We start from the raw sequence: 22,475 nt of genomic DNA, 5'->3' as shown, positions 1-22,475 counted from the left end.
CTCACGCGAGCAGCAGTCCGATCTCCCCGCGCGGCCCCACGGTCGTGTTCCGCACCGCCACACGCACCGGCGCATCGCCCGCGGGGAGCAGGTCATACTTCCTCAGGATGGCCGCCAGCACGAGCTTCATCTCGTAGAGCGCGAACGCCGCGCCGATACACCGGCGCGCGCCGCCACCGAAGGGGAGATATTCGAACGGAGAGTAGCTGCGTTCGAGGAAACGCTCGGGGCGGAAGCGCTCGGGCTCCGGGTAGAGGCCGGGGCTCCGGTGGACCTGGAGGATGGAAATTCCCACATCCATTCCGGGCGGCAGTTCGTAGCCCCGGAGCGTGAGACCCTCGCGCAGCGTCCGGCCGATGATGGGAGCCACGGGGTTGAGACGCAGCACCTCGGAGCAGACCGCCTCCAGGTAGGGCAGGCGCGAGACGGCCTCCGGGTCGAGTGGCTCCGGCAGGCCCCTCACCTCCTCCACCAGCCGCGCCTTCACCGCCGGGTCACGGTGGATGAGCTGGAAGGCCCAGGCCAGGGAGCTCGCGGTGGTCTCGTGACCGGCGACGATCAGGTTGAGCATCTGCGTCAGCAGCTCGTCGTCGGTGAGCGCGCGGCCGTCGTCATAGCGGGCGGAGAGAAGCAGGCTCAGGATGTCCTCGCGCGGCTCCGCCGAGGCCCGGCGCGCGCGCACCACGTCCGCGAACAGCGCGGTGATCTCCGCCCGCTTCCGCTGGAAGTGCGCCCAGGCACTCAAGCCCAGCAACGGACGGCGCAGCGCCTTGATGAACATGAAGGACGGCTTGAGCGCCGCGATGACCGACAGCACCTGCGCCTTGAAGGACTCCCGCTCCGCCGGCTCCCGGAGGCCGAGGACCGCCTCGAGGATGACCTGGAGGGAGATCTCCTGCATGGTCCGATGGACCGGGATGGGCCGGCCGCGCGTCCACCGGGCGGCGTGCTCCCGTGCGACGTCGAGCATCAACTGCCCATAGGCCCGCATGCGCGCGCCATGAAAGGGCGGCAGCTGGAGCTTGCGCATGGCCCGGTGGCGCTCACCGCTGAGCAGGATGAGATTGCTCTCGCCGAGGATGGGAGCGAGGAGCTCCGCACCGAGCGCGAGGTAGGTATCGGGGTTGGCCGTGAACAGCGTCCGGACACCCTCGGGATGTCCGGTGACCACCATCTTCCCGGCGAAGCCCGGCCACGCGAAGGTGTCTCCGTACCGCCGCGCGGTCTCGAGCAGGGTCGCGTAGGGATCGCGCAGATACTTCAGCGAGACGAGGAGGTTGTTCCCTGGACCGGGTGGCAGTCGGTTCATGCCCGCAGCCTACACCCGGAGTGAACCGCCCTGCCCCGCCCCTCAGCTCGCGGCGCTCATGCCCGACTCGAGCAGGTCCGCCTCCCGTTCCCGGCGGGACGGATAATCGTCCCCGAAGTCCCTCAGGTTGCCCAGCGCATCGTCCCAGCGCTGGTCGACCACCTGGCCAAAGAAGTTGGGCGTCTCCGTGCGCAGCGTGCCGTATTGGAAGTGCACGGACGCAATCACCGTCTGCATCTCCGCGGGCAGTTCCTCGAAGGAGGCCCGCTCGCCACCGTCCTCGGCATTCCTGGAGGTGACCTCGGCGTTGTAGCTGGTGATGAGCGATTCCACCTCGTGGTCCCGCACGGCCTGGTCCAGCTCCTCGACCTCCTCGGCCGTCAGCTGCAGAGGGTTCGCCTCCAGGAAGTCCACCGCCTCCTGCCGCTGCAGCCCGAGGTAGGGCGTCAGCCTCTCCTGGAGCGCCTCGGACAGGCCCAGCTGCTGCAGGTCCGCGAGGTCTCGCGCGCCCAGGTCCACGCCCGTGCCCACCGTCACGCCGCTCTGGCTGCCCTCGGCATCGGGGACATAGGCATCCTGGAGCGCCGCGCCTTCCTGCTCGGCGATGAAGTCCCAGTCGATGTCATTGCCCGGCTCGGCGACCTCCGCGCCCGGCTCCGCGACCTCCTCGGCGGCGACGGTCTGCTGCACCTGGTGCAGCTGCTGCGCCTGCCGCGCGTCCGCCGTCCCCAGGTTCAGATTGGCTCGCACGGGGGCGTCATCCCAGCCATCCCGGAACGTGTGCCCGGCCCCCTGCGGGGTCCGCGCCTGCTGCGTGGCGGCATTGGGCAGGTTCTGCTCGGGCCGGACGCTCCGCGTGGCCTCATTCGAGGAGACGCGCGAGGACTCCTGGGTGCTGCGCTGGGACGAGGACGACGACGACGACGACGACGAACGCTCGATTCCGGCCATGACCAACCCTCTCTGTGTGCGACGGGGGGCGCACCCTGGGTAAATACCCTACCCGTGCGCCCTGGGGCCTACAAGCCCCCCTGTCATGAATTCACCGGAAAGTCGTGTGCGCCACGCCTTGGGTGCTTGGCTCGCTATCGGTCATGCGCGATCGGCATCCTGGGTGCGGACAGACGCAATGGCCTGCTTCTCTCTCATCATCGCCAGCCAGCGGCGGCGCAGGGCGACGGGGTGTTCGGGATAGCGCTCGTCGAGGAAGCCGACCGATGTCAGCTGGTCGGTGCGGAAGATTCGGAAATCGGCGCGCAGCTCGCACCACGCCATGACGACGCGCACCGTCGCGACATAGCCCACCATGAACGGCCAGATGACGCGCTCGCTCGTCTGGCCGGTCTTGTCGACATAGCCGATCGCGAGCTTCAGCCCCTGCCGGCTCCACGCGCGGAGCTTCGCGACATCGACGCCGGCGTCGCCGTGCACCTCTCGCGACGGCGGGGTTCCGACCGCGGGGTCGTCAATGATCGGGCGCAGATCCTCGGGCACGATCGCCGCGATCTTGGCGAGGACGCCGAGGGCGGCGCGGGCGAGCTCGGAGTCGGCGTGCGCCATCACCCATTGGGCCCCCAGCGCGACCGCCTCGATCTCGTCCGAGGTCAGCATCAGAGGCGGCAGATCGAAACCGCGATCGAGGATGTAGCCGATCCCCGCCTCGCCGCGGATCGGAACGCGCTGCGCGATCAGCGCGCCGATGTCACGGTAGATGGTGCGCTTGCTGGTCTCGAGTTCCGCCGCGATCGCGGCGGCGGTCAGCGGGGCCGATGCGCGGCGCAGCACCTGGATGATCTCGAACAAGCGGTCGGCGCGTCGCATGGGGGTCCGTTCGTCAGCGGGGGCGGGGAAGCGCGCTCGCGACCTCGCCCGCGCCGTGAGATGCCGTGCCCGATCCTACGACATCGCGACGATGATCGCCGCCGACATCAGGCTGCCCAGCGTGAACATCGGGCCGCTGATCAGGCTGTAGTAGAACGGCCGCGGGAAGTTGGGGTTGATGGCGATATTGACCGTCATGGGCACCAGATAGCCGATGCCGACGAGCGCCCCCAGGAGCAGCGCATCGCCGTAGGTCGTGATGCCGAGCGCGCGCAAGAGGAACGTGGTCGTCGCGATGTTGAGCGCGCTGCACACGATCGGCCCCACGATGAACTGCGGACCTGGCGTCTGCGCCGGCTGGTCTCCCTTTCCGAGCGAGGCCCTGTATTGCTTGGGAAACAGCACCATGTACCAGACGCCGCCCAGCCCAAAATGGGCGACGGTCGCCACCAGAACGGCCAGCCAGTTCATTTGTGAGAATGCCTCGGTCATCGGTCGACTCCCTTGTTGATGTGGAAGAATCCGGGATTGCCGATGTAGCGGAGGGCTGCTGCCACCGTGCTGTCAGCAGCGTGTAGTGGGGTCTACCCACTCCTCGAAGGACGTCCCTGCGCCTCGAGCTCGCAAGCGGCGTAGCTCTCCTGGCTATAGCACTCCAAGCCGTGAGGGTGAGCCATCCCGCAGACGAGAACGAGCCCTGCTCCGGCGGCGGGCGGTCCCTGGTGGTTCGCGCGACTGAAGCGCCTCGGGCTCGACGGTGGCCGCTGGCACATCGTACAGTTCGTGCGTCCATTCGAGAGAGGCACACAATGAGTGCGATTCCTTTTCTGGTCGTCACCGCGACGGATGAGAGCAGCACCCCCCTCCTCGTGAATGACGTCAAGCTGAAGCCCTCTCTCGCGAAGAGCACTCCCGTGGGGCCGGAAAGAACACCGCACCTCGCCCTGAGTGGCCTGGGCCCGGGAAAGTACGAACTGTGCATCTCCGTCGCAGGTCACCCAGAGCTCGTCTTCCCGCTGTCCCTCGTCAAGGAAGGCACCGGACTGGTTCCCAAGTACACAGGAAGCGCGCCGCTGTGCTGCCCGGCCATCACTTCAAGCAGTGAGACCTCCGGAGCCGCCACGAAACAGCTCCATACCCTGGCCTTCACCCTGACCAAGACGCACTCCGAGGTGATCCTCGTCGCGGGCTGGGATTACAGCGGGGGCACGAATAACGCCGCTTATTGCGAGACCTACCGCGATGACCTCTCCTCGGGAACGACCTACCGGACCGGCGCCAGGCAGAGCATTCCCCGGAGAATCGACAACTCCACGGTCGTGACCATCTTCGACTTCAAGACGGGCAATCGCTCGCGGATGGTGAAGAGCGCTTCGGGATGGATGGAGATGGACCGGGTCCTTCAAGGGACCGTCAAGACCCATCTCGGCTCCTACAAGGACGCGACGAACGTCCAGAAGCGCTATCTCGACGATTCCATCTCCATCCAGCATGTCTACGACTACATCATCACCCTGGGTGCCGCGGCCCCTGGCTCGCTGAGGGAATTCCACATCTTCTCCCATGCTTGGGCCGGTGGGCCCATTCTTATCGAGACCTATGAAGGTTCCGCATACGCCGCGGGCGGTGCGCAACAGACACGGCGGGATCCAAACGACAAGGACCCCCGGCTCAAGGACTTCGATCTCGTCAACATGCCCCGCCTGAAGGACTTCAAGGCCGCGTTCGCCTCGGATGCCATCGCCAAGATCTGGGGATGCATGGCGACCACGGTCTACCGCAATCTCCTCCGCGCCATCGCCAAGACCAAGAGCGACTCCGAGACCATCTCCGTCGAATGGAACAAAACCACCAAGAAGATGACGGCAGGGGATGCAAAGAAATACTTCCGAGACAGCATCCTCGAGTTCAATTACATGGCGAAGTTGAGCACGGCGGTAGGCGGCGGCTTGAAGGTCTATGGCGCACCTCCCGGAATGGGAGCAGACCTCCGAGCAGTCCCTGTGGGCAGCAAGAAGCACAATCACATGTACATCAACAAGCTCACCTACGCCCTCGAGTACACGGCGTTGAGCAAGCTCTTCGGAATCGTCCCCGATGACACCGGCTACATCCTTTTCTGAGAGAGCTCGCACACGGCTGCTCACCGGCCTCCTCGCCATCCTGCTCGCGGGGGCCGCATGCAAGGAGACACCTCGTCCGAGCAAACCCGGGACGCCCCCCACCAGGCTGGAACCTTCGTCCATTCCGAGCGCGGAACCTGCCCCCGAATCCCGGGCTCCCGTGCCGGGAGAGCTCCTCAAGACGCAAGCCGCTCACCTCACCGCCATCGAGCTCGTCTCATGCCCGGAAGGCAGACGGATCGCGACGCTGCCGCCCCCCCTTCTGCGGCAGCTCCAGCAGGCCCTCTCCCAGGCCACGCTCTCCAAGGATGCGGCGCTGACTCCTCCCCCCTGGGATGCCCGCCTCGTCTTTCACCTCGACTCGGGCCAGACCCTCTACGGACAACTGGTGCGCTCGGACGTTCTGCGCCTGTACGAGACAGCACAGTGCACGGGGGCCCGGGCCGCGACCGATGAACTGCGCCTGGGCGAAGAGGCGCAGCCACTCTTTGGATGGGTTCAAGAGCGTCTTGGCCCCACCGAGGAGAAGGCATACCAGACACCTCCCGGCCTTCCCCCGCCGCCCGGCGACTGAACATGCTGCGCTGGAGTGCAGCCTGCACGCCACGGGGCGCTCAGTCATCCTCGCGCCCGAGCTGGGTTGGCCCCTGCGCTGCGCGACATCCACTCCTTCTTGGGCGCCTTCCTGACCGCTGCCTCAGGTGCCACGCTCGCCCACTCCTCACCTGATTGGGGAAGCGGACGAGCGAGCCCGTCAAAAGGTGAAGGGGAAGTCGATGGGCCCGCGCTGCGCCCGGGGCTTGGGGAAGCTCCAGCCCTGGATGAGCCCGGAGATGCAGCCCGCCAGGTAGGTCGAGCAAAGTTCCGGGGTCCGGCACGACACGTCTTTCGTCTTGCCGTTCGTCTGGAGGCTCCAGCGCATCACCAGCTTACCGCTCAGGCCCGGCTGCCTCTTCTTCTGCTCGTTCACGCACTGGAGGATGGCCTGCTTGTGGTTCAGCACCACCGCCAGGAGCTCCTCCTCGCACGGGAAGGACTCCAGCGCACCCGTGCCAGGCCTCGGCGCGGGGGAGGCCGTGCCGCCGTCCGTTGGCGTCTCGCTCCAGATGCCACCAGACGTGAGCGACACCCTGAAGAGCGCGTCGAGTTCGTTGTCCGCACTCCCAGCGCTCACCGTGGACTGTTGCGGCTCCGGCTTCGAGGGAGGTGGTTGAGCCACCGAGGTGACGCCGAGCAGCACGGCGCCTGCCGCTACCCCACGAATACGCGAGCACAGGTTGGCCATCGTCGCTCCTCCATCGCGCAGTCTACACCAAGGTGTTTGCAGCGGTCCGTCCACGTGCCCGGTACGCCGCGACCAGGTCCCGGGCGGCGTCCTCCCAGTGGGGGAACGAGAACACAAACCCCGCGTCGAGCAGCTTCGTGGGGACGACCCGGCGGCTCTTGAGCAGCAGCTCCGTATCGGTCCGCAGGATGAGGGCGCCCAGCTCCAGCATCGCCTTCGTCGCCGGCAGCCCGAACCTCCTGCCCCACGCCTCCCGGAGCGTCTTCATGAGCTCCCGCTGCGGAAGCGGATGCGGCGAGGCCAGGTTGACCGGGCCCCTGAGGTCTTCGCGCTGGAGCAGGAACAGGATGGCATGCACGAAATCATCTTGATGGAGCCACGACACGTACTGCCGGCCCCCCGCCGCGGCGCCTCCGAGCCCCGCTCGCACGAGCTTCGACAGGACGTCGAACACCCCGCCCGCGTCCGGGCTCATCACCATCGCCGTGCGCAGCACCACCTTGCGCGTCTGGGGTGTCATCGCCTCCTCCTGAGCGCGCTCCCATGCACGAGCGATCTCCACACTGCGCTTCCAGTACGCGGGCGCATCCGGCTCGTCACCGCCGAGCACGCCGCTGACCTCATCGTTCGCCGCATCGAAGCGATGCGCATAGAGGGTGGCCGTGCTCATCTGCAACCAGACGCGCGGCGGCGCCTTCGCTCGGGCGATCGCCTCGCCCACCACGCGCGTGGACTCGACTCGCGAGTCCATCATCTCGCGCAGGTTCTTCTCCGAATACCGGCAGTTGACGGTACGGCCCGCCAGGTTGATCACCCCGTCGCCGCCATCGACCTCGTCCGCCCACGCTCCGAGCGTCCGCCCATCCCAGGCGACCTGCTCGGGTCCCTCGGGGTGACGGCTCAGGATGACGACGCGATATCCGGCCTGACGCAAAGCCCGCGACAGGATGGCCCCGAGCTGGCCCGTGCCTCCAGCGATGACGATCTTCATGAACGGCTCTCTCCCTTCTGCGCATTGATACCGGAAGGCGTCTCGGCGGTTGCGGGGGAGCACTTCGAATTTCGAGCTTACCCAAATCCTGAAACCCCTCTGATGTGGCACAGGCCACAGGCGGAAAGGTACGTGCCGACACGCATCTCCTCGTTAGGAGCGGACTCGGCTCAAAGCGGCGGGTTGTTCTGCATGGAAGCGGCGGGAATCGAACCCGCCGCCGGAGGCTCCCGGCCAGAGCGCTCCAGTGCGGTCGAGAGCGTGTTTTCGTAGGAGTTCCAACCGCTTACGCTGCTCCCTGCTCCATGCCGAGCTCTGTTGAGAGCGCTCCAGCGCGGGTCTGCTGTAACAATGTAGCAAGGCACGTATACGCCGACTCCTGGTCCCCGCGTCATGCCCCGGCATGGAGCATGGACACCCGCGGGAACCAGCAGTCTACACTTCACCACGCCCGAGCAGGTGCCCGTCCTCACCCAGGACTACCCGCGCCAGGACGTGCGGGTGTGCGTGGGGGGCTAGCGCGCGTGTCACGAGGAACCCAAAGTCCGCGTGCGGTGGGTCACGTGAACTCCCGGGCATCTCGGTGCGATAGGATTGCTCGCATGCGATCTGCCAAGCGCTCTTCTCCCCAGTGGATGATCTACGGCGCCACGGGCTTCACAGGTCGTCTCCTCGCGGAGGAGGCGGTGCGTCGTGGATTCCGGCCGGTGCTCGCGGGCCGCTCGGGCGCGAAGCTGGAACCCCTGGCCCGACAGCTCGGGCTGGACATGGTGGTCGTGGAGCTGGAAGACACCCGAGGCTTGATGGCGGTGCTCGAGGATGTCTGGCTGGTCTTGCACGCCGCAGGACCCTTCGTGCGAACCAGTATGCCCATGCTCCGGGCGTGTCTCGCGGCTGGGACACACTACCTGGACATCTCCGGTGAGCCCTCTGTCTTCGAGAACACCCTGCGTCACGATGCCGAGGCCCGCCGACGCGGCGTCGTGCTGATGTCCGGGGTAGGCTTTGACATCATCCCCACCGACTGCTTGGCGCGCCATGTGGCGGAGAAGGTGCCCGGAGCCCACTCCCTGGAGCTGGCACTCACCAGCACCACCCGGGTAACGGCGGGTACCCTCAAGTCAAGTCTGGAACTATTGTCCAGCGGAGGATGGGTGAGACGAAATGGCCAGCTCTGGCCCTTTCCCCTGGGCGAGGGTGCACGGCGAATGCTCTTCCCAGACGGCGAGCACATCGTGATTCCCGCCCTCTGGGCGGATCTGGTGACGGCGTGGCACACCACCGGCATCCCCAACATCACGGTCTTCCTGGCCGTTCCCGGGGGGGCCACAGGAGCGGAGGTGACGCGCCTCGCCGCTCCCCTGCTGGAGCGACTCCTGAGGGTGCGGGCGGTGCGCGAACGGGCCGAGCAGTTCATCGACCTCCAACTTGTGACTCCTGCCCCCGTCCTGCGGCAGTGGGAGCGGGGCTACATCTGGGCGCGCGCCTGGGCTCCAGACGGGCGGCATGCCGAGGCCTGGCTGGAAACACGGGCTGGCTATGCGTTCACTGCCCTGTCGGGGGTGAGGGCCGTGGAACGTGTCCTGAGCGAGGAATTGAAGGGGGCACTCACTCCGGCACGCGCATTCGGCGCTGACTTCGTCCTCTCCATCGCCGGCTCCCACCGCTGGGACGGGTGGGCAACGGACGCCAGAGTTCAGCGCTTCCTGTAGGAGAGGGCCATGTAGCGCAGCAGTCCCATGCGGGTGACGAATTCAGTTGCCAGCATCGAAGCGAGCGCGAAGGGCGCCTCCGGGCCAAGCTCCCGCGCGAGTCGCCGGGCCACCGGGTAGGTCGGAAGTGTATTCAAGGTCATGTCTTCCTCCACCAGGGGCTCGAACCCCATGAACCGAGCCAGTGAGCGGTAGTGATTGAGCGGGTAGGTGAGGTCCGAGGCACCAAAGAATCGCTGGATATATGAGGGAAACAAGACGTCCTGCATGGCCAGCATGGGCAGGAAGAGCAGTGTTGGAACGAAATCCGTGAGGACCAGGATGCCTCCAGCCCGGAGGACACGGCGCGCCTCTTGGAAGAAGCGCCTCCGATCCGGGAAGTGGAAGATGCACTCGAGGGCGAGCACGGCGTCGAAGGAACCACTGGCGAAGGGCATGGCGCAGGCGTCCCCCTCGACGAACTCGAGCCGGTTGCCGGGGCGTGGCCGCACCTGCTCCCGCGCCCAACGCAGCTGTTGCCCGTCGATGTTCAACCCCACGAGTACGAGCCGCGAGAAGCGCAGGTCGAGGCTGGCGAGCGTGCCACCAAAGCCACAGCCCGCATCGAGCACGCATCCACCCTCGCGGATGCCCGCCATATCAATCACGCGCTGGCTCATCCGCTCCAGCGCGGCGGCGAAGTCATCGAGCGTCCCATCCCCCGCCCCGGGATGACGCCACCAGCCCCAGTGCATGTGCTGGCCAAGCACTCGGGCAAGGGCCAAGTCACCCCGGACAAGGTGGTCGAGCAAGAGGCGTGCATACGGAGGAGCCTGCGGCGCGGGCATGAGGCCTCCTGGAAAGGCCGATCATTGGAGCAAGAACATTCCACTCCTTGACTTCCCAGCTTTCGAGGGAGCCACACCTCCTCCCATGGATTTGGAAGTTCTGGAAAACTACCATATTCTCATGTCCGATTTTCAATATATCAGGGTGGGAAGATGGAATGCGTGCAGTGCGGAACTCAGAACCCGGTCAAGAGCAAGTTCTGCGGCGAATGCGGCGCAGCCCTGAAGCCTCCCACGGTGTCCCCCGCGCGGGCCGAGCGCCGCCAGCTCACGGTGCTCTTCTGCGACCTGGTCGGCTCGACCGTCCTGTCTGGATTGCTTGACCCGGAGGATTTGCGCGAGCTGGTCCGGACCTACCAGCAGCGATGCGCCGAGGTCATCCACCGCTTCGATGGACATGTGGCGCAGTTTCTGGGAGATGGCCTCCTCATCTACTTCGGCTTCCCGACGGCACATGAGGATGATGCCCGCCGCGCGGTGGCCGCGGGGCTGTCCATCCTCGAGACGATGCGGCTGCCCATTCATGGACGACAGCTTCAGGTGCGTCTTGGAATCCACACGGGACTGGTCGTGGTCGGAGAAATGGGCGGCCTGGGTCATCGCGAGAATCTCGCCCTGGGAGAGACTCCCAATATTGCGGCGCGTGTCCAGGGCGAGGCGACTCCGGACGCGCTGGTGATCAGCGAAGCCACCCAGCGCCTGACCCAGGGCTTCTTCAACGTCGAAGCACTCGGGACACGGACGCTCAAGGGGGTGGCTCAGCCCACCCCGCTCTACCGCGTGCTGGCCGAGAGTGGGGCGGTGTCCCGGATGGACCTACCCCACGCGGTGGCGCTGACGCCTTTCATGGGCCGGGACGCGGAGCTGAAAGTCATCCAGCGCGGCTTCGCCGACGCCGAGCAGGGCCACAGCCGGCTGGTGATGCTGTGTGGCGAGCCGGGGATCGGGAAGTCCCGCCTGTTGGAAGTCGTCAAGCAACAGGAGAATGTCCGGAGCTTCGAGATTTTCGAGTGCCAATGCTCACCCATGCATAGCAATAGCGCACTCTATCCACTCATCGAAATGCTGAAGCGGCGACTGGGCTGGCCCGGAGCCGCGAACGCGGAGGAGCGGCTACAACGGTTGGAGGACGAGATGGGCCGGACGGCGCCACATCCTCCGGACACGATCCCCCTCCTCGCGTCGCTGCTGGGTCTGTCCTATGAGCATCGCTACCCCCGCCTGGAACTGCCCCCCCCCGAGCAACGCATCCGGACGTTGGAGACCCTGCAGGCGTGGTGGCTCAAGGCTTCGGAGCTCCGTCCTGTCCTGCTCATCCTGGAGGACCTGCACTGGGCGGATGCCACGACGCTGGAGCTGGTGCGCCGCCTGGTCGAGCGGGAAATGCCCGTGAGGATGATGGGGTTGCTGACCTTCCGGCCAGAGTTCAGCCTGCCGTGGCCGTCCACCGCGCATATGACCGAGCTGCCCCTGCAGCCGCTGCCCTCGAGCGAGACGGAGTGCATGGTCGCCTACGTGGCTGGGCGCAAGCGCCTGCCCGAAGAGGTGCAAGCGCAGATCGTCGCTCGCGCGGGAGGCATCCCCCTGTTCGTAGAGGAGCTGACCAAGGCCGTTCTGGGCACGGGCCTGCTCGAGGAGAAGGAGCAGCACTACGAATTGAAAGGGCCGCTGCCGGCGGGCTTGTTGCCGACGACGGTTCAGGACTCATTGATGGCCCGCCTCGACCGGCTGGACACGGCCAGGCCGGTGGCCCAGCTGGCGGCGACCCTGGGCCGCGAATTCCCCTATGAGGTGCTGCAGGCCGTGTCCAACATGGACGACGCCTCGCTCCGGCGGGAGCTTGCCTGGCTCATCGACGCGGGGCTCCTGGTCAAGCAGGGCGTGCCTCCGCGAGTCCGCTACGTCTTCAAGCACGCGCTCATCCGGGACACCGCCTACGAGTCCCTGCTGCGCAAGACCCGTCAGCAGTACCACCAGCAGATCATGGAGGCCCTGCGCACGCGCTTTCCAGAGATCGCGGAAGCGGAGCCCAACGTGATGGCCGTCCACTGCGAGGGGGCGGGGCTCACGTGGGAGGCCATCCGGCACTGGCAGCGGGCCGCGGAGCAGGCGCTGTCACGCGCGGCTTTTCAGGAGGCCGTGGCCCACTTCGAGCAAGCCCTCGGGCTGCTCAAGTCGCTCCCAGACACCTTGGAGCGAGCCCAGAAGGAGTTGCCGCTCCAGCTCTCGCTCGGGGGGGCGCTCAACTGCTTGCGCAGCTGGGCACATCCCTCGGTGAATACCACCTATGAGCGCGCGCTCCAGCTCGCGCATCAGGTGGACAACTTCGACCGCATCGCCGCCATCATCAGCGGTCGCTGGAACTTCTTCGTCGTGCTCGGAGAGCATGCGAAGGCGATGGAGTCGATGCAAAGCCTGCGCGCCCTGGCCGAAAAGACCCGGGATCCCTTCACCCACGCGGTCGCTGACGGAACCGCGGTGGCGGCCCACTTCCTCAATGGCAACCACGCCCAGGCCCTGGAAGTGGCCTTGAGGAGCGAGAAGTACGTGGACCTGGAGTGCGATCAGCTCTGCATCCAGGAGATAGGGACTTCCGTCTTCGCGACTCTCTTTGGCTACAGCCTGCTGTCGGCCTGGCATCAGGGCAAGCTCTCGCTCGCGCAGAGCAGGCTGAAGATGGTGCTGGAACACCACCAGAAGCTTGACCATGCCATGACGGATTGTCTTTCCCTTTGGTATGGCTGTTATCTGGGATTCTGCCTCAGGCAGCCGGCCCAGGTGCAGGTGCATGCGGAGGCCATGCGGAGAGCGGCGGAGAAGGCGAAGTTCCCCTACTGGGTGTCGGTCTCGGCCATCTACCTGTCCTGGGCCCGAAGCCAGCAGGGTCCGGACGTCGAGCGCGCTCTCGAGCAACTGCTGGAGAGCTTCTCCGTATTCCAGGGATTCGCTCCCTCCAGCTGCACCATGGGGCACTTTTTCAACCTGGTGGCGCATGGGCTGACCACGGCGGGACGGCTTGACCAGGCGTTGCGCATGGCGGAGTCCGGGGTGCGTCACGGGGAAACGGCGCAGTGGAACTTCGCCCTGCCAGAGCTGTGGCGGCAGAAGGGGGAGCTGGTGTTGATGCTGGCGGATCCGTCTCGCACGCAAGAGGCGGAGGAGTGCCTGCACCGCGCACTGCAGTTGGCCCGCGCGCACGGCGCCCCGATGCTGGAGCTGCGCGCGTCGAGGAGTATGAGCTTCATGTGGAAGGCCCAAGGCAAACACCGCGAGGCCTTGGAGCTCCTCGAGCCGGCCTGCCGCGCGCTGCCGGACGACAGCGATGCGCTCGATCTCCAGGAGGCGCGTGCCCTGCTCGCTGAGCTGCGGGCCGCCGCAGGAGAGACCGCCTTGCGCTCATTTAGGGGATAGGGCTGTTCCAGGCGAGCCCAAAATGGGCTTGCGCCTGAAGAACGCGGCCACGCATGATGGGCAGAGAGCCCCTCATGCGTACAAACCAACCCATCAAGGTCGCTATTATTGGTGGCGGTTGTGCTTCTATGGCCACCGCCTTCGAGCTGACTCGCCCAGAGCTCGGCTCCCAGTACGAGGTCACCGTCTACCAATTGGGTTGGAGGCTCGGAGGCAAAGGCGCCTCGGGGCGCGGCGCCGCTGATCGGATCGAGGAGCACGGGCTCCACTTGTGGATGGGCTTCTACGAGAACGCCTTCCGCATGATCCGCGACTGCTACTCCGAGCTGCGCCGGGATCCGCGGACCTGCCGCATCGCCACCTGGCGGGATGCCTTCTCGCCCGTGCCACTCCTGGCGCTGACCAATCGCACCCGCCTGGGGGAGTGGGAGTACTGGGCAGCACGATTCCCTCCCACCCGGGACCTGCCGGGAGATCCGCTCGCTGGGGAGAATCCCTTCTCTCTGCGCGGCTATTTCTCGCGGGCCACGAACCTGCTGCTCGAGCTCGTACGCTCGGCCCGCTTCCCGTCCGAGTCGGCGGGTCCCTGGCCCGTGGGCTACACGGCGCCTCCCTGGCAACCCCCGCCCCAGTCCGGCTCCGTGTGGGAGGGCATCAGCCGGCTGCTGAAATATGGACAACTCATCAGTGCGACGGCCACGTTCGAAGGCGTCTGGTTGCTACACACCGCCGTCTCGACGCTGTACCCGCACGTCCACCTCCGGGGAAGGCCCCAGGAACTCCTCCTTCAGCTCCTCGATGGCCTTGGGGCCGCAGCGCACCGGCAGCTCGAGGCCCTGACGGAAAGGGACGATGAGCTCCGGCGCGTCTGGGAAGTGGTTGATCTTATCCTCACCCTCATCCGAGGCAGCGTCCGCTTCGGGCTCGCGACGGATCCCCGCGGCTTCGACGCCATCGACGACTATGATTGGGTTGAGTGGCTAAGACTCAATGGCCTCTCCTCCACCGCCATGTCTTCCTCCTTCCTGCGCTCCCTGTATGGCCTCATGTTCGCCTATGAGGACGGCGACCCCCACCGCCCCCGGCTGTCCGCCAGCGTCATGCTCCGGGGCTTGCTGCGGATGTTCTTCACCTACCGGGGCGCGTTGTTCTGGAAGATGAATTCAGGGATGGGGGACACCATCTTCGCCCCAATGTACGAGGTGCTCAAACGGCGGGGGGTCCGCTTCCGATTCTTCCACCGCCTGCGCAACCTCCGGCTCGCTCCCCCGTCCCCGCAGGAGCGACCTTACGTGGAGGCCCTCGAGTTCGACCTCCAGGCCGAGGTCAAGGGGGACGTGGAGTACTGGCCCCTCGTGGATGTCCGAGGCCTGCCCTGTTGGCCCTCCACCCCCGACTATAGCCAGCTCATCGATGGCGAGTGCATGGCCCGAGAAGGATGGAATTTCGAATCGCATTGGGATGAGCGGAGGGCAGGCACCCGGCAACTGCACGTGGGACAGGACTTCGACCTGGTTGTCCTGGGCACCAGCATCGGTGCCCTCCCCCACGTCGCGAGCGAGCTCCTCGCACGCGATACACGCTGGCAGAAGATGGTGAAGGAGGTGAAGACCGTCGCCACGCAAGCCTTCCAGCTCTGGATGAACACGGATGTCAGGGCCCTGGGCTGGAGGGAGTCGCGCGTTCTGCTCGCTGGCTTCGTCGAGCCCTTTGACACCTGGGCGGACATGAGCCACCTGGCCCCCGAGGAGAGCTGGCGCCAGCCGCCCCAGTCCATCGCCTATTTCTGCAACGTCCTCCCGGAGCCGCCCCCGACGCCGCACTCCCCGGACCAGGGGTTCCTGGCGGCCGAGCACCACCGCGTGCGGACCAACGCCATTCACTTCCTCAATCACGATATCGGATGGCTCTGGCCCCTGGCCGTGCGCCGTGAGGGCTTCCGTTGGGAACTGCTCCTCGATCCCTCCGAGGGCACTCCGGAGAGAACCGGCGAGGCCCGCTTCGACAGCCAGTTCTTCACGGCCAATGTCAATCCCTCGGACCGCTATGTGCTCTCCCTTCCGGGAGCCAGCCGCCACCGTATCTCGCCCCTGGACCTGACGTTCGACAATCTCACCATCGCGGGTGATTGGACCGAGAGCGGATTGAATTCGGGCTGCGTCGAGTCGGCCGTCATGTCCGGGCAACTCGCCGCACATGCCATCTCTGGCTGGCCCCCGCTCGAGACCATCATCGGATACGACCATCCCTGACACAGGTAAAAGAGACGATGAGCACACACGACGACCGATTCAGACGCACTCCCCCCGCGCGGACCGGGCCCCTCCGCAGCGCGGCCACCACGATGCGCCCTCCCGAGCAAGGACCTGAGCAGAGGAGGCCCTTCGGGATGCCTCCTCATGACGCGGCGGAGAGCGGAGTGGGCACCGCTTATGGAGTGCTCGATGAGTACCTCCGGAGGGGATACCAGGCCTCGGAGCGGTTCAATCCCGCCCCCCCTCCCTATCCCTACCCGCCCAGGGGCATGCCTCCCATGAACTGGGACATCCGGGACTTCGCCATGGATGCCATGCGGGTGTGGAGCTACATGGTCTGGTCCTGCTTCGACTTGCTGCGCCCCCGGTGGGCGTCACCGCCCGAGGCCACTCGACCAGACTTCCCCCCTGGCTTCGGCTGGCCCTCTGGCCCGCCTGGCGCCTGGGGTTCCTCTTCTCCGCCGCCTCCCGGACCGTCCTATTCGGGGCCACCTCCGGGATACCCCCATCCACCACCCCCCTCTCCCCCGGCTCCTGGCTTCGGGGGCGCTCCCTACGCCTATGAGTCCTCTTCGGAACGCGCGGACACCGGATTGACCGTGTCCGTGCGGGTCAAGTCGAGCAAGCAGCACGAGATCAGGGTCGAGGTGACGGCGGAACTGTTCCCCGGCGCCCACATCCCCTCCCTTCAAGTGCGTGAACTCACTTCCGTCCAGGATGACGATCCCCGTACCTTGAACAAGATCAAGATTGAACGCGTGGGTGTCAACTCCGCGCAATGCAGCATCTCGGTGGAGGATGAGGAGCCTGGCACGTACGAGGGTCCCATCTTCGAACCAGATGCTTATCAGCCGATGACGTTCGAGCCGGTCTCTCCGAAGGTATCTGGATTCGTACGCGTGCGGCTCAGCAAGGTGCCAGACACGGCGTCAGCTACCGAGAAGAAGAAGGCGCCCGACGTGGGCCCGGAGACAACGTGAGTCGGAGGGTGTCCTCCAAACTCGTCCCCCTGATCCTGGCGGAGTACGGTGCCGCCACACGACAGGTGCTCTCCAGATACCTCCCCGAGAGAGAGCCACGTCAGTACCTCTACGATCTCGCGGCGGACTATCCCCAACGTGGGGGGCGGGCGCTCAGGCCCAGCCTGTGTATCGCCACCACGCGCGCGTTCGGTGGCCGTCTGGAGGATGCGCTCGCCAGTGCGGCCTCCATCGAGCTGTTCCACAACGCACTGCTCATCCACGATGACATTGAGGACGAGAGCGAGTTGCGGCGTGGTCGGCCCGCGCTGCACCTCCAGGAGGGTTTGCCGTTGGCTCTCAACGCGGGAGACGCCCTGCTGGTCCTGAGCTTCCGGCCGCTCTTCGAGAACCAGCGGCAGCTGGGACCGGACCTAGCGCTTCGCATCCTCCAGGACTGCGAGCGTACGGCGATTGAATCGGCCGAGGGACAAGCGCTGGATATTGGTTGGCGCCGGGACAATGTCACCGAGGTGACAGTGGCCGACTATCTCGAGATGGTTCTCAAGAAGACGTGCTGGCTCACCACCATCTATCCCAGCCGGGTTGGAGCACTCATCGGGTCCTGGGGCCGCGTCGACCTCGTGCCCTTCATCCGCTTTGGCTTCCTGGTGGGTGCCGCCTTCCAGATCCAGGATGACGTACTCAATCTCATCGGGGATGAGGCGGCCTACGGCAAGGAGCTCAACGGCGACATCCGTGAGGGAAAACGGACGCTGATGCTCATTCACCTGCTGAAGCACGCCAAGCCTGACGAGAAGGCCCGGGTCGTGGAGTTGCTGGGCCTGCCACGTCACGAGCGCACGGTGGAGCACGTGCGGTGGATCCGCTCGCGGATGGATGTGCACGGATGTATCGAGCATGCCCGCCAAGTCGCCAATGGCCTGGCGGGGGCGGCTTTGCGTGAGTTCTCCACGGTCTATGGCGTTCTGCCCGCTTCCCGGGATAGACAATTCATCGAGGAGTTGATCACATGGGTGATCGAACGGAACTGAAGCATCTGGTGAGGCCGCGCTACAACAACGCCCGTGGAATCTACGGACCCAACTGGATCACACCTCCCATCTCGTTCAAGGGGGTGACCCTGCGGATCTTTCCCCTCCGGGCGAATTTGAACGTCCTCCAGAAGCGCGTGGATGGCTATCTCAACCAGAGCTTTCCGGTGGAGAAGGCCGGCTGGTTCCGCGCCTTTCTCCCCTATGTCTACCTGATGGTGGTCGACTACGGCAGCATGAGCGCCGAGGCGACGAACCTCGGGTGGGTGTCTCAGCGGGAGATGTTCTTCAACATTCCCCTGGAGTGGTACCGTCTCGGTAGAAACGGGCTCTCCTTGCATAGCTGGGCCTCGGTCGCGCCGATCATCTTCGTTGACCAAGAGATCTCGATGTCCATCGGGCGCGAGGTGTACGGCTGGCCCAAGAGCCTAGCGACCCTGGGGCAGAAGGAGAGCGATTGGGTCCGCCACCCGCTCTCCTCCACCCCCGTCGTCTCCATCAGCACCGGGGTGCTGGACAAGGCCTACGCGGGCAAGAGCTACGAGGACCGTGTCTTCCTGGAAGTGGAGAATGAGATTGCGGAGTCCCAGATACGCTTCGATGAGGAAAGCCCGCTCCTGCCCTGGGTGGGGATTCCCCATCTCATCCAGAACTTCGTCGCGATGCTCGGCGATGCCTCCAGGATATTCCGGCGACAGTTCCTCGACCCGTTCCCTCCCGGCAGGGCCCCGTCCCCCTATCTCCAGGAGGCGCTGCGGCTGGCCGTGCCCCCATATTCCGGCGACATGCCCAATATCTACCTCAACAACGTCAACCTCAAGCAGTTCCGCTCGGCCAGCAATCCAGAGCTGGCGTGCTACAAGGCCCTGGTCAACTACCAGCTGAGAGTCCAGCGGCTCAAGCGGGTGGGGCTGCTCGGTGACACCCGGGTCCTCGCGGGTGATACCAGTGGGGGCTACCGCATCCGCCTCCACCGCTACCCCTCCCTTTCCCTGGCCGAGACCTTTGGGCTGCAGGGAAAGAAGTGGCAGATCGACGACAAGGCCGTCTGGACGGTTCGTCCGGTGATGCCCTTCTGGCTCGAGCTGGACATGAGCTACGACCGCGCCCGGACCATCACTTCCAGTGCGGGCGTCTGGAGCCGCAAGGGCACGGGCCCCCTGGACTTCACCGGAAGCAGCTCCAGGCAAGATCAGGACCACCGGCAGCAGATGCGTATTCGCACCACCGATGGCACGGTCGCGCAACAGATCTCCGGTCCTTTTGATTTCCCCAAGACGACCCTGCGCGTCCTGCCTCTTCTCGCGACCAAGGAAAAGCTCGAGCAGTTCTGCGACGCCTATTTCAACACGCCGCTGGAAGGCGCGAACCTGCAGTTCAAGCCCTGGGGGACCTATGTCTACCTCATCGTCACCAACTACGATGAAATGTCTTCCGAGACGAACAACGTGGGCTTGTGGGCCAAGAAGGAGGTCGGCTTCTACCTGCCCGTCAAACGTTACTCGAAACAGCACCCTGAGAAGCTCATGGGGGTCGCACTTGTTCCGGTCTTTTGCTACGCGGACAACGTCGTCGCGGCCAATACCAGCGCCGAGGTGAGTGGCACCCCGATCTCGCGTGCGAAGATCACCATCCCGCCGAGCACCTGGATGGAGGGCGGAGGTCCCGCCAACACGAAGCCCCAGCCGGTGATGGAGATCAGCACCCAGGTGCTCTCGGCACTCGAGCAGAGCCAGCCCATCGAGCAGCGACTGCTCATGGACATCCTGGTCGGCGGCGAGGTCGTCGATTACAACGATGACTTTACCCAACGCTACGTCATCGCGCATTGGGGACAGACGCTCAAGCAGGAAGTGTACCGCATGCGCAAGAACTCGATGGGGGCGGAGCGCGACCTCAAGGCCTCACGGACCCTCGCGCTGGAGCTTCTGGCCAACAAACAGTTCATCAACCACATCACATTCAAGCAGTTCAGGGATGCCGATGAGCCAGAGCGCGCCTGCTATCAGTCCATCGTCGAGACTGGCACTGAAGTCTACCGGCTGGATACCCTTCAGGAAATCGAATCCATCGTTCATGTGCGCATCCACCAGTACCCCACGCATCCCATCGTGAGTACGCTGGGGCTCGTCTGGAAGACGCGGGAAACCCAGGGGGGGACCATCATCCACAATCTGGAGGCCGTACGGCCCTTCTGGCTGAAGGCAGGCCTACGCACGAAGCTGGGTCGTAACCTCTGCTGGCGGGCCAACACCTCCGAATGGGTCATGAATGAACACCGCGACCGCGACAGATACTTCGTTCGCAACGAAAAGAACGAGCGTCCCGAGGTCAACGAGACGCCCTCGTACCTCCATGATCCCGACGAGATGCTCAACGGCTGGCAGCGATTGTATCAACAGGTCGACGACTGGAAGAGCAGGCAAAGCCCGGGCAGCAAATACCTGCTGGATGTCAAGACCGCAGAGGAGGCCGTGGAAAAGATCGAACCCCAGATGACCCTCCACACAGTGCTCAGCCGCGAGTGGGAGAACTGGGATGACAATCCGCGCGTCTTCCCCGAGCTGCAGAGGCTCAATAATGCGAACTCGACGATGGGACCGGAAGCGGCTGATGCGCTGATTCTGGCTCGGCTCAATACAGCTCCCGGACGCCTGGTCGCGGAGCAGGCCCAAGAGCAGCGCAAGACGCCGGACGCGGTCTCGTTCACTCCCTACCGCTACACTTCAACACGACTGTGGCAGAAGCCAGACTTCTGCGTCAGAGGCAACTCCTTGACGGAGTTTCGCGTATACCCGAACGGCCAGGAGCGATCGTTCTACTGGGATCCCGAGACGCCGCAACCGGTCTGGTACGTGGGGCCTTCCCCCCTCGCGAGCCCCCCCAAACCAGAAGTCTCCATCAAGCTCGAACCCACCGTATACGTTTAGAAGGGAGGGTGCGCTCCCAGGGGCTGGCGGGCTCACCGGCACCTACATGGTGGCAACGGAGCGCCCTTGCCTGACCATGTCCACAAGAAAACCGGATGGGCGTATTCCAAAGAGGCCGCTCCCGGGCAGCGGTAGATTGTCTTCACAGGAGAGTCTTCCATGTACGAGCCCTATTACCGCTACGGAAACCCTCCACCCCAGTCTCCCGTTCGCTTCTTGTGTACCCAGATGGCGAACATGTGGATGAGCATGGTTGGCTCCGTGATTCAGTCGTTCGTGGGAGCCTCCCCTCCTTCGCCGCCACCCGGCCGCTGGTGGGACGACAGGCGCTACGAGCACCCCTCCTGGCCCTCCCAAGCACGATTCCAGGCGCCCAGGCCCGCGTCCTTCTCGCCTGCCCAATGGCCCTGGTTCCAACTGGTCGTGATGCAGCCGAGCACCCGGGCTCCGGCCCAGGTGCTCATGGACCTTTCGCCTGATTCGGACCTGAGGGACCTCAAGCTGCTGCCCCTGCATGATGTGGAAAACCCCCAGCAGTCCATCCGCGGCACCCTCGAGCGAACCGAGGACCGGGTGCTCATGCTGAGGCTGGAGTTCTCCGAAGACGCCTCCGGGACCTTCTATGGTTCCGTGTTCGACAGGAGCCGCAGGCGGCCGTGCGGCTACGTGCGGGTGACGCTGAAGGGCTGATGGCCGGACAAGACGGAGCAGCCACCGGAGGAAGCTGCGGTCCGGTGGCGGCTGCCCCTGGTCGCGCCCCACGCGCCGGGCTTCACCCCTCGTAGCGGTGAGCTCCACGCCCGAGACGGTGTAGTGCAGCGGTGTGAAGCCCTGGGCGTCCACCTGCTGTCCGCGGTGTGGAGGCAGGCTCAGGAGGCCCTCTGCGCCGAGGTGTCGAAACTCAAGGTACAGCGCCACGAACGAGGCCAGCTCGCCCGGCTGCCGCTGGCGGTTTCAGCGGAAAAAGAAAACCCCGGCTCGCCTGATGGCGGCCGGGGACTTGCTACTTCCAGTGGAGGCGGCGGGAATCGAACCCGCCGCCTGCCAATCCCGGAGCGGGCTTGGCGGAGTTTCGTGGGAGCCTGGCGGTAGTGGGCTTGCCCCGGTTACGTGGCTCTCCCGCACTTCGTGTGGTTCAGGGGCAGCGAGCAAGCGACCCTCACTCGTGCGGACACCCCGCCTGTGCTCTGGATTCACACAAACTGCGGGAGAGCCACAAAAACCGAGGCAGGCTCAGGAGCCAGCTGAGCAGGCCGCGTGGGCGGTGGGCCTCTGCCCCAGTTTCGTGTCGGGTCAATCTCACCAGGGCCTCTCGTGGCGCAATGAGGGAGCGCATGCACCTCACGCACCACGAGATGCCGTGCCGCGCGTCTTCGAACGGTTACCGCCAGGGAAATCGACCCCTAGCAACTTCAACCGAGCCAGCGACATCGACTCAATCGCGCGGGAGGCGAGTCCTTCCAGTGTTGCCCAATCGCGCAGGTTGATCGAATCAAAGCCCGGGAGCACCTCTCCGAGCCTCTTGCGCAGCTCGGCAGCCTGGTAAATCCTCGCCCGAGCCCGTCGTGACGCGAGAGCAGAGGCGTGAGCATGTCCGTCGCCCCCGTGAAGGAGGAGGAAGCGATGGAAATGAAGGAGCAGGCGGAGAAGTTCCGGCGGCAGGTACTCGAGCGGGGCGAAGTGGGCCCGCGTACGCGCTACACGCAGGAGCAGAGACAGGAAGCGGTGGCGTACATGCGAGCGCGCCAGCAACAGGGGGCGAGCAGGGAGGAAGCGGCGAAGGAGTTGGGCGTGAGC

The 22,475-nt window shown here is 65.4% G+C and carries 17 protein-coding genes; 10 read left to right on the top strand and 7 right to left on the bottom strand.

Annotation, left to right across the window (positions count from 1 at the left end):
- Window position 1: 1 nt before the first annotated feature.
- The 4 genes from BO221_RS51640 to BO221_RS51625 form a co-directional block, all read right to left on the bottom strand.
- Window positions 2–1,309, bottom strand: coding sequence for a cytochrome P450 (locus BO221_RS51640; RefSeq protein ID WP_073568330.1), 1,308 nt, complete (start codon window positions 1,307–1,309; stop codon window positions 2–4).
- 42 nt (window positions 1,310–1,351) lie between these two features.
- Window positions 1,352–2,260, bottom strand: coding sequence for a pesticin C-terminus-like muramidase (locus tag BO221_RS51635; protein ID WP_073568329.1), 909 nt, complete (start codon window positions 2,258–2,260; stop codon window positions 1,352–1,354).
- A 141-nt stretch (window positions 2,261–2,401) separates the two neighbouring features.
- The gene (locus BO221_RS51630) at window positions 2,402–3,130 is read right to left on the bottom strand and encodes a YafY family protein (RefSeq protein WP_073568328.1); all 729 of its coding nucleotides are present in this window, start codon (window positions 3,128–3,130) and stop codon (window positions 2,402–2,404) included.
- A 75-nt stretch (window positions 3,131–3,205) separates the two neighbouring features.
- On the bottom strand, window positions 3,206–3,622 hold the full coding sequence (locus BO221_RS51625) for a DUF1761 domain-containing protein (RefSeq protein WP_073568327.1): 417 nt from the start codon (window positions 3,620–3,622) through the stop codon (window positions 3,206–3,208).
- A 317-nt stretch (window positions 3,623–3,939) separates the two neighbouring features.
- Between BO221_RS51625 and BO221_RS51620 the strand changes: the two genes are divergently transcribed.
- Together BO221_RS51620 and BO221_RS51615 are read left to right on the top strand one after the other, a co-directional pair.
- Window positions 3,940–5,253, top strand: coding sequence for a hypothetical protein (locus BO221_RS51620; protein ID WP_073568326.1), 1,314 nt, complete (start codon window positions 3,940–3,942; stop codon window positions 5,251–5,253).
- 160 nt (window positions 5,254–5,413) lie between these two features.
- On the top strand, window positions 5,414–5,827 hold the full coding sequence (locus tag BO221_RS51615; protein WP_073568325.1) for a hypothetical protein: 414 nt from the start codon (window positions 5,414–5,416) through the stop codon (window positions 5,825–5,827).
- A 180-nt stretch (window positions 5,828–6,007) separates the two neighbouring features.
- Here BO221_RS51615 and BO221_RS51610 read toward each other — a convergent pair whose 3' ends face one another.
- Both BO221_RS51610 and BO221_RS51605 read right to left on the bottom strand, forming a co-directional pair.
- The gene (locus BO221_RS51610) at window positions 6,008–6,538 is read right to left on the bottom strand and encodes an AgmX/PglI C-terminal domain-containing protein (protein ID WP_073568324.1); all 531 of its coding nucleotides are present in this window, start codon (window positions 6,536–6,538) and stop codon (window positions 6,008–6,010) included.
- 22 nt (window positions 6,539–6,560) lie between these two features.
- On the bottom strand, window positions 6,561–7,529 hold the full coding sequence (locus BO221_RS51605; protein WP_073568323.1) for a TIGR01777 family oxidoreductase: 969 nt from the start codon (window positions 7,527–7,529) through the stop codon (window positions 6,561–6,563).
- Between the two features lie 602 nt (window positions 7,530–8,131).
- Between BO221_RS51605 and BO221_RS51600 the strand changes: the two genes are divergently transcribed.
- Window positions 8,132–9,241: a trans-acting enoyl reductase family protein gene (locus BO221_RS51600; protein WP_073568322.1), complete on the top strand. Its 1,110-nt coding sequence runs from the start codon at window positions 8,132–8,134 to the stop codon at window positions 9,239–9,241.
- Here the strand turns inward: BO221_RS51600 and BO221_RS51595 are convergent.
- Window positions 9,226–10,005 carry a class I SAM-dependent methyltransferase gene (locus BO221_RS51595; protein WP_233166650.1) on the bottom strand — a complete coding sequence of 260 codons (780 nt, stop codon included), beginning with the start codon at window positions 10,003–10,005 and terminating at the stop codon, window positions 9,226–9,228. The genes BO221_RS51600 and BO221_RS51595 overlap by 16 nt on opposite strands.
- Window positions 10,006–10,305: 300 nt before the next feature.
- On the opposite strand from BO221_RS51595, the gene BO221_RS51590 reads away from it, so the two are divergent.
- The 7 genes from BO221_RS51590 to BO221_RS51560 form a co-directional block, all read left to right on the top strand.
- A complete protein-coding gene (locus BO221_RS51590) occupies window positions 10,306–13,479 on the top strand; it encodes an adenylate/guanylate cyclase domain-containing protein (RefSeq protein WP_158080067.1) in 3,174 nt (1,057 codons plus the stop codon).
- Between the two features lie 74 nt (window positions 13,480–13,553).
- Window positions 13,554–15,731, top strand: a complete 2,178-nt coding sequence (locus BO221_RS51585) for an FAD-dependent oxidoreductase (RefSeq protein WP_073568341.1) — start codon at window positions 13,554–13,556, stop codon at window positions 15,729–15,731.
- Between the two features lie 602 nt (window positions 15,732–16,333).
- Window positions 16,334–16,714: a hypothetical protein gene (locus tag BO221_RS55280; protein ID WP_158080066.1), complete on the top strand. Its 381-nt coding sequence runs from the start codon at window positions 16,334–16,336 to the stop codon at window positions 16,712–16,714.
- Window positions 16,715–16,722: 8 nt separating this feature from the next.
- Complete coding sequence (locus BO221_RS51575; protein ID WP_198956355.1) at window positions 16,723–17,748, top strand: polyprenyl synthetase family protein; 1,026 nt, start codon at window positions 16,723–16,725, stop codon at window positions 17,746–17,748.
- The gene (locus tag BO221_RS51570) at window positions 17,727–20,678 is read left to right on the top strand and encodes a hypothetical protein (protein WP_073568317.1); all 2,952 of its coding nucleotides are present in this window, start codon (window positions 17,727–17,729) and stop codon (window positions 20,676–20,678) included. Before BO221_RS51575 ends, BO221_RS51570 begins: the two co-directional genes overlap by 22 nt.
- A 159-nt stretch (window positions 20,679–20,837) precedes the next feature.
- Complete coding sequence (locus tag BO221_RS51565) at window positions 20,838–21,368, top strand: hypothetical protein (RefSeq protein ID WP_073568316.1); 531 nt, start codon at window positions 20,838–20,840, stop codon at window positions 21,366–21,368.
- 900 nt (window positions 21,369–22,268) lie between these two features.
- A partial coding sequence (locus BO221_RS51560) for a hypothetical protein (RefSeq protein WP_143196188.1) occupies window positions 22,269–22,475 on the top strand: 207 nt, incomplete at its 3' end.

The organism is Archangium sp. Cb G35, assembly GCF_001896145.1.
GTDB lineage: Bacteria > Myxococcota > Myxococcia > Myxococcales > Myxococcaceae > Archangium > Archangium violaceum.
The sequence above is the reverse complement of the archived record's forward strand: the minus strand, read 5'-3'. Positions and strand labels throughout refer to the sequence as shown.

Coding starts and splice junctions, on each gene's coding strand:
- BO221_RS51570 (WP_073568317.1), top strand. CDS start 17,727: ATGGGTGATCGAACGGAACTGAAGCATCTGGTGAGGCCGCGCTACAAC.
- BO221_RS51625 (WP_073568327.1), bottom strand. CDS start 3,622: ATGACCGAGGCATTCTCACAAATGAACTGGCTGGCCGTTCTGGTGGCG.
- BO221_RS51605 (WP_073568323.1), bottom strand. CDS start 7,529: ATGAAGATCGTCATCGCTGGAGGCACGGGCCAGCTCGGGGCCATCCTG.
- BO221_RS51610 (WP_073568324.1), bottom strand. CDS start 6,538: ATGGCCAACCTGTGCTCGCGTATTCGTGGGGTAGCGGCAGGCGCCGTG.
- BO221_RS51635 (WP_073568329.1), bottom strand. CDS start 2,260: ATGGCCGGAATCGAGCGTTCGTCGTCGTCGTCGTCGTCGTCCTCGTCC.
- BO221_RS51565 (WP_073568316.1), top strand. CDS start 20,838: ATGTACGAGCCCTATTACCGCTACGGAAACCCTCCACCCCAGTCTCCC.
- BO221_RS51585 (WP_073568341.1), top strand. CDS start 13,554: ATGCGTACAAACCAACCCATCAAGGTCGCTATTATTGGTGGCGGTTGT.
- BO221_RS51640 (WP_073568330.1), bottom strand. CDS start 1,309: ATGAACCGACTGCCACCCGGTCCAGGGAACAACCTCCTCGTCTCGCTG.
- BO221_RS51630 (WP_073568328.1), bottom strand. CDS start 3,130: ATGCGACGCGCCGACCGCTTGTTCGAGATCATCCAGGTGCTGCGCCGC.
- BO221_RS51600 (WP_073568322.1), top strand. CDS start 8,132: ATGCGATCTGCCAAGCGCTCTTCTCCCCAGTGGATGATCTACGGCGCC.
- BO221_RS51620 (WP_073568326.1), top strand. CDS start 3,940: ATGAGTGCGATTCCTTTTCTGGTCGTCACCGCGACGGATGAGAGCAGC.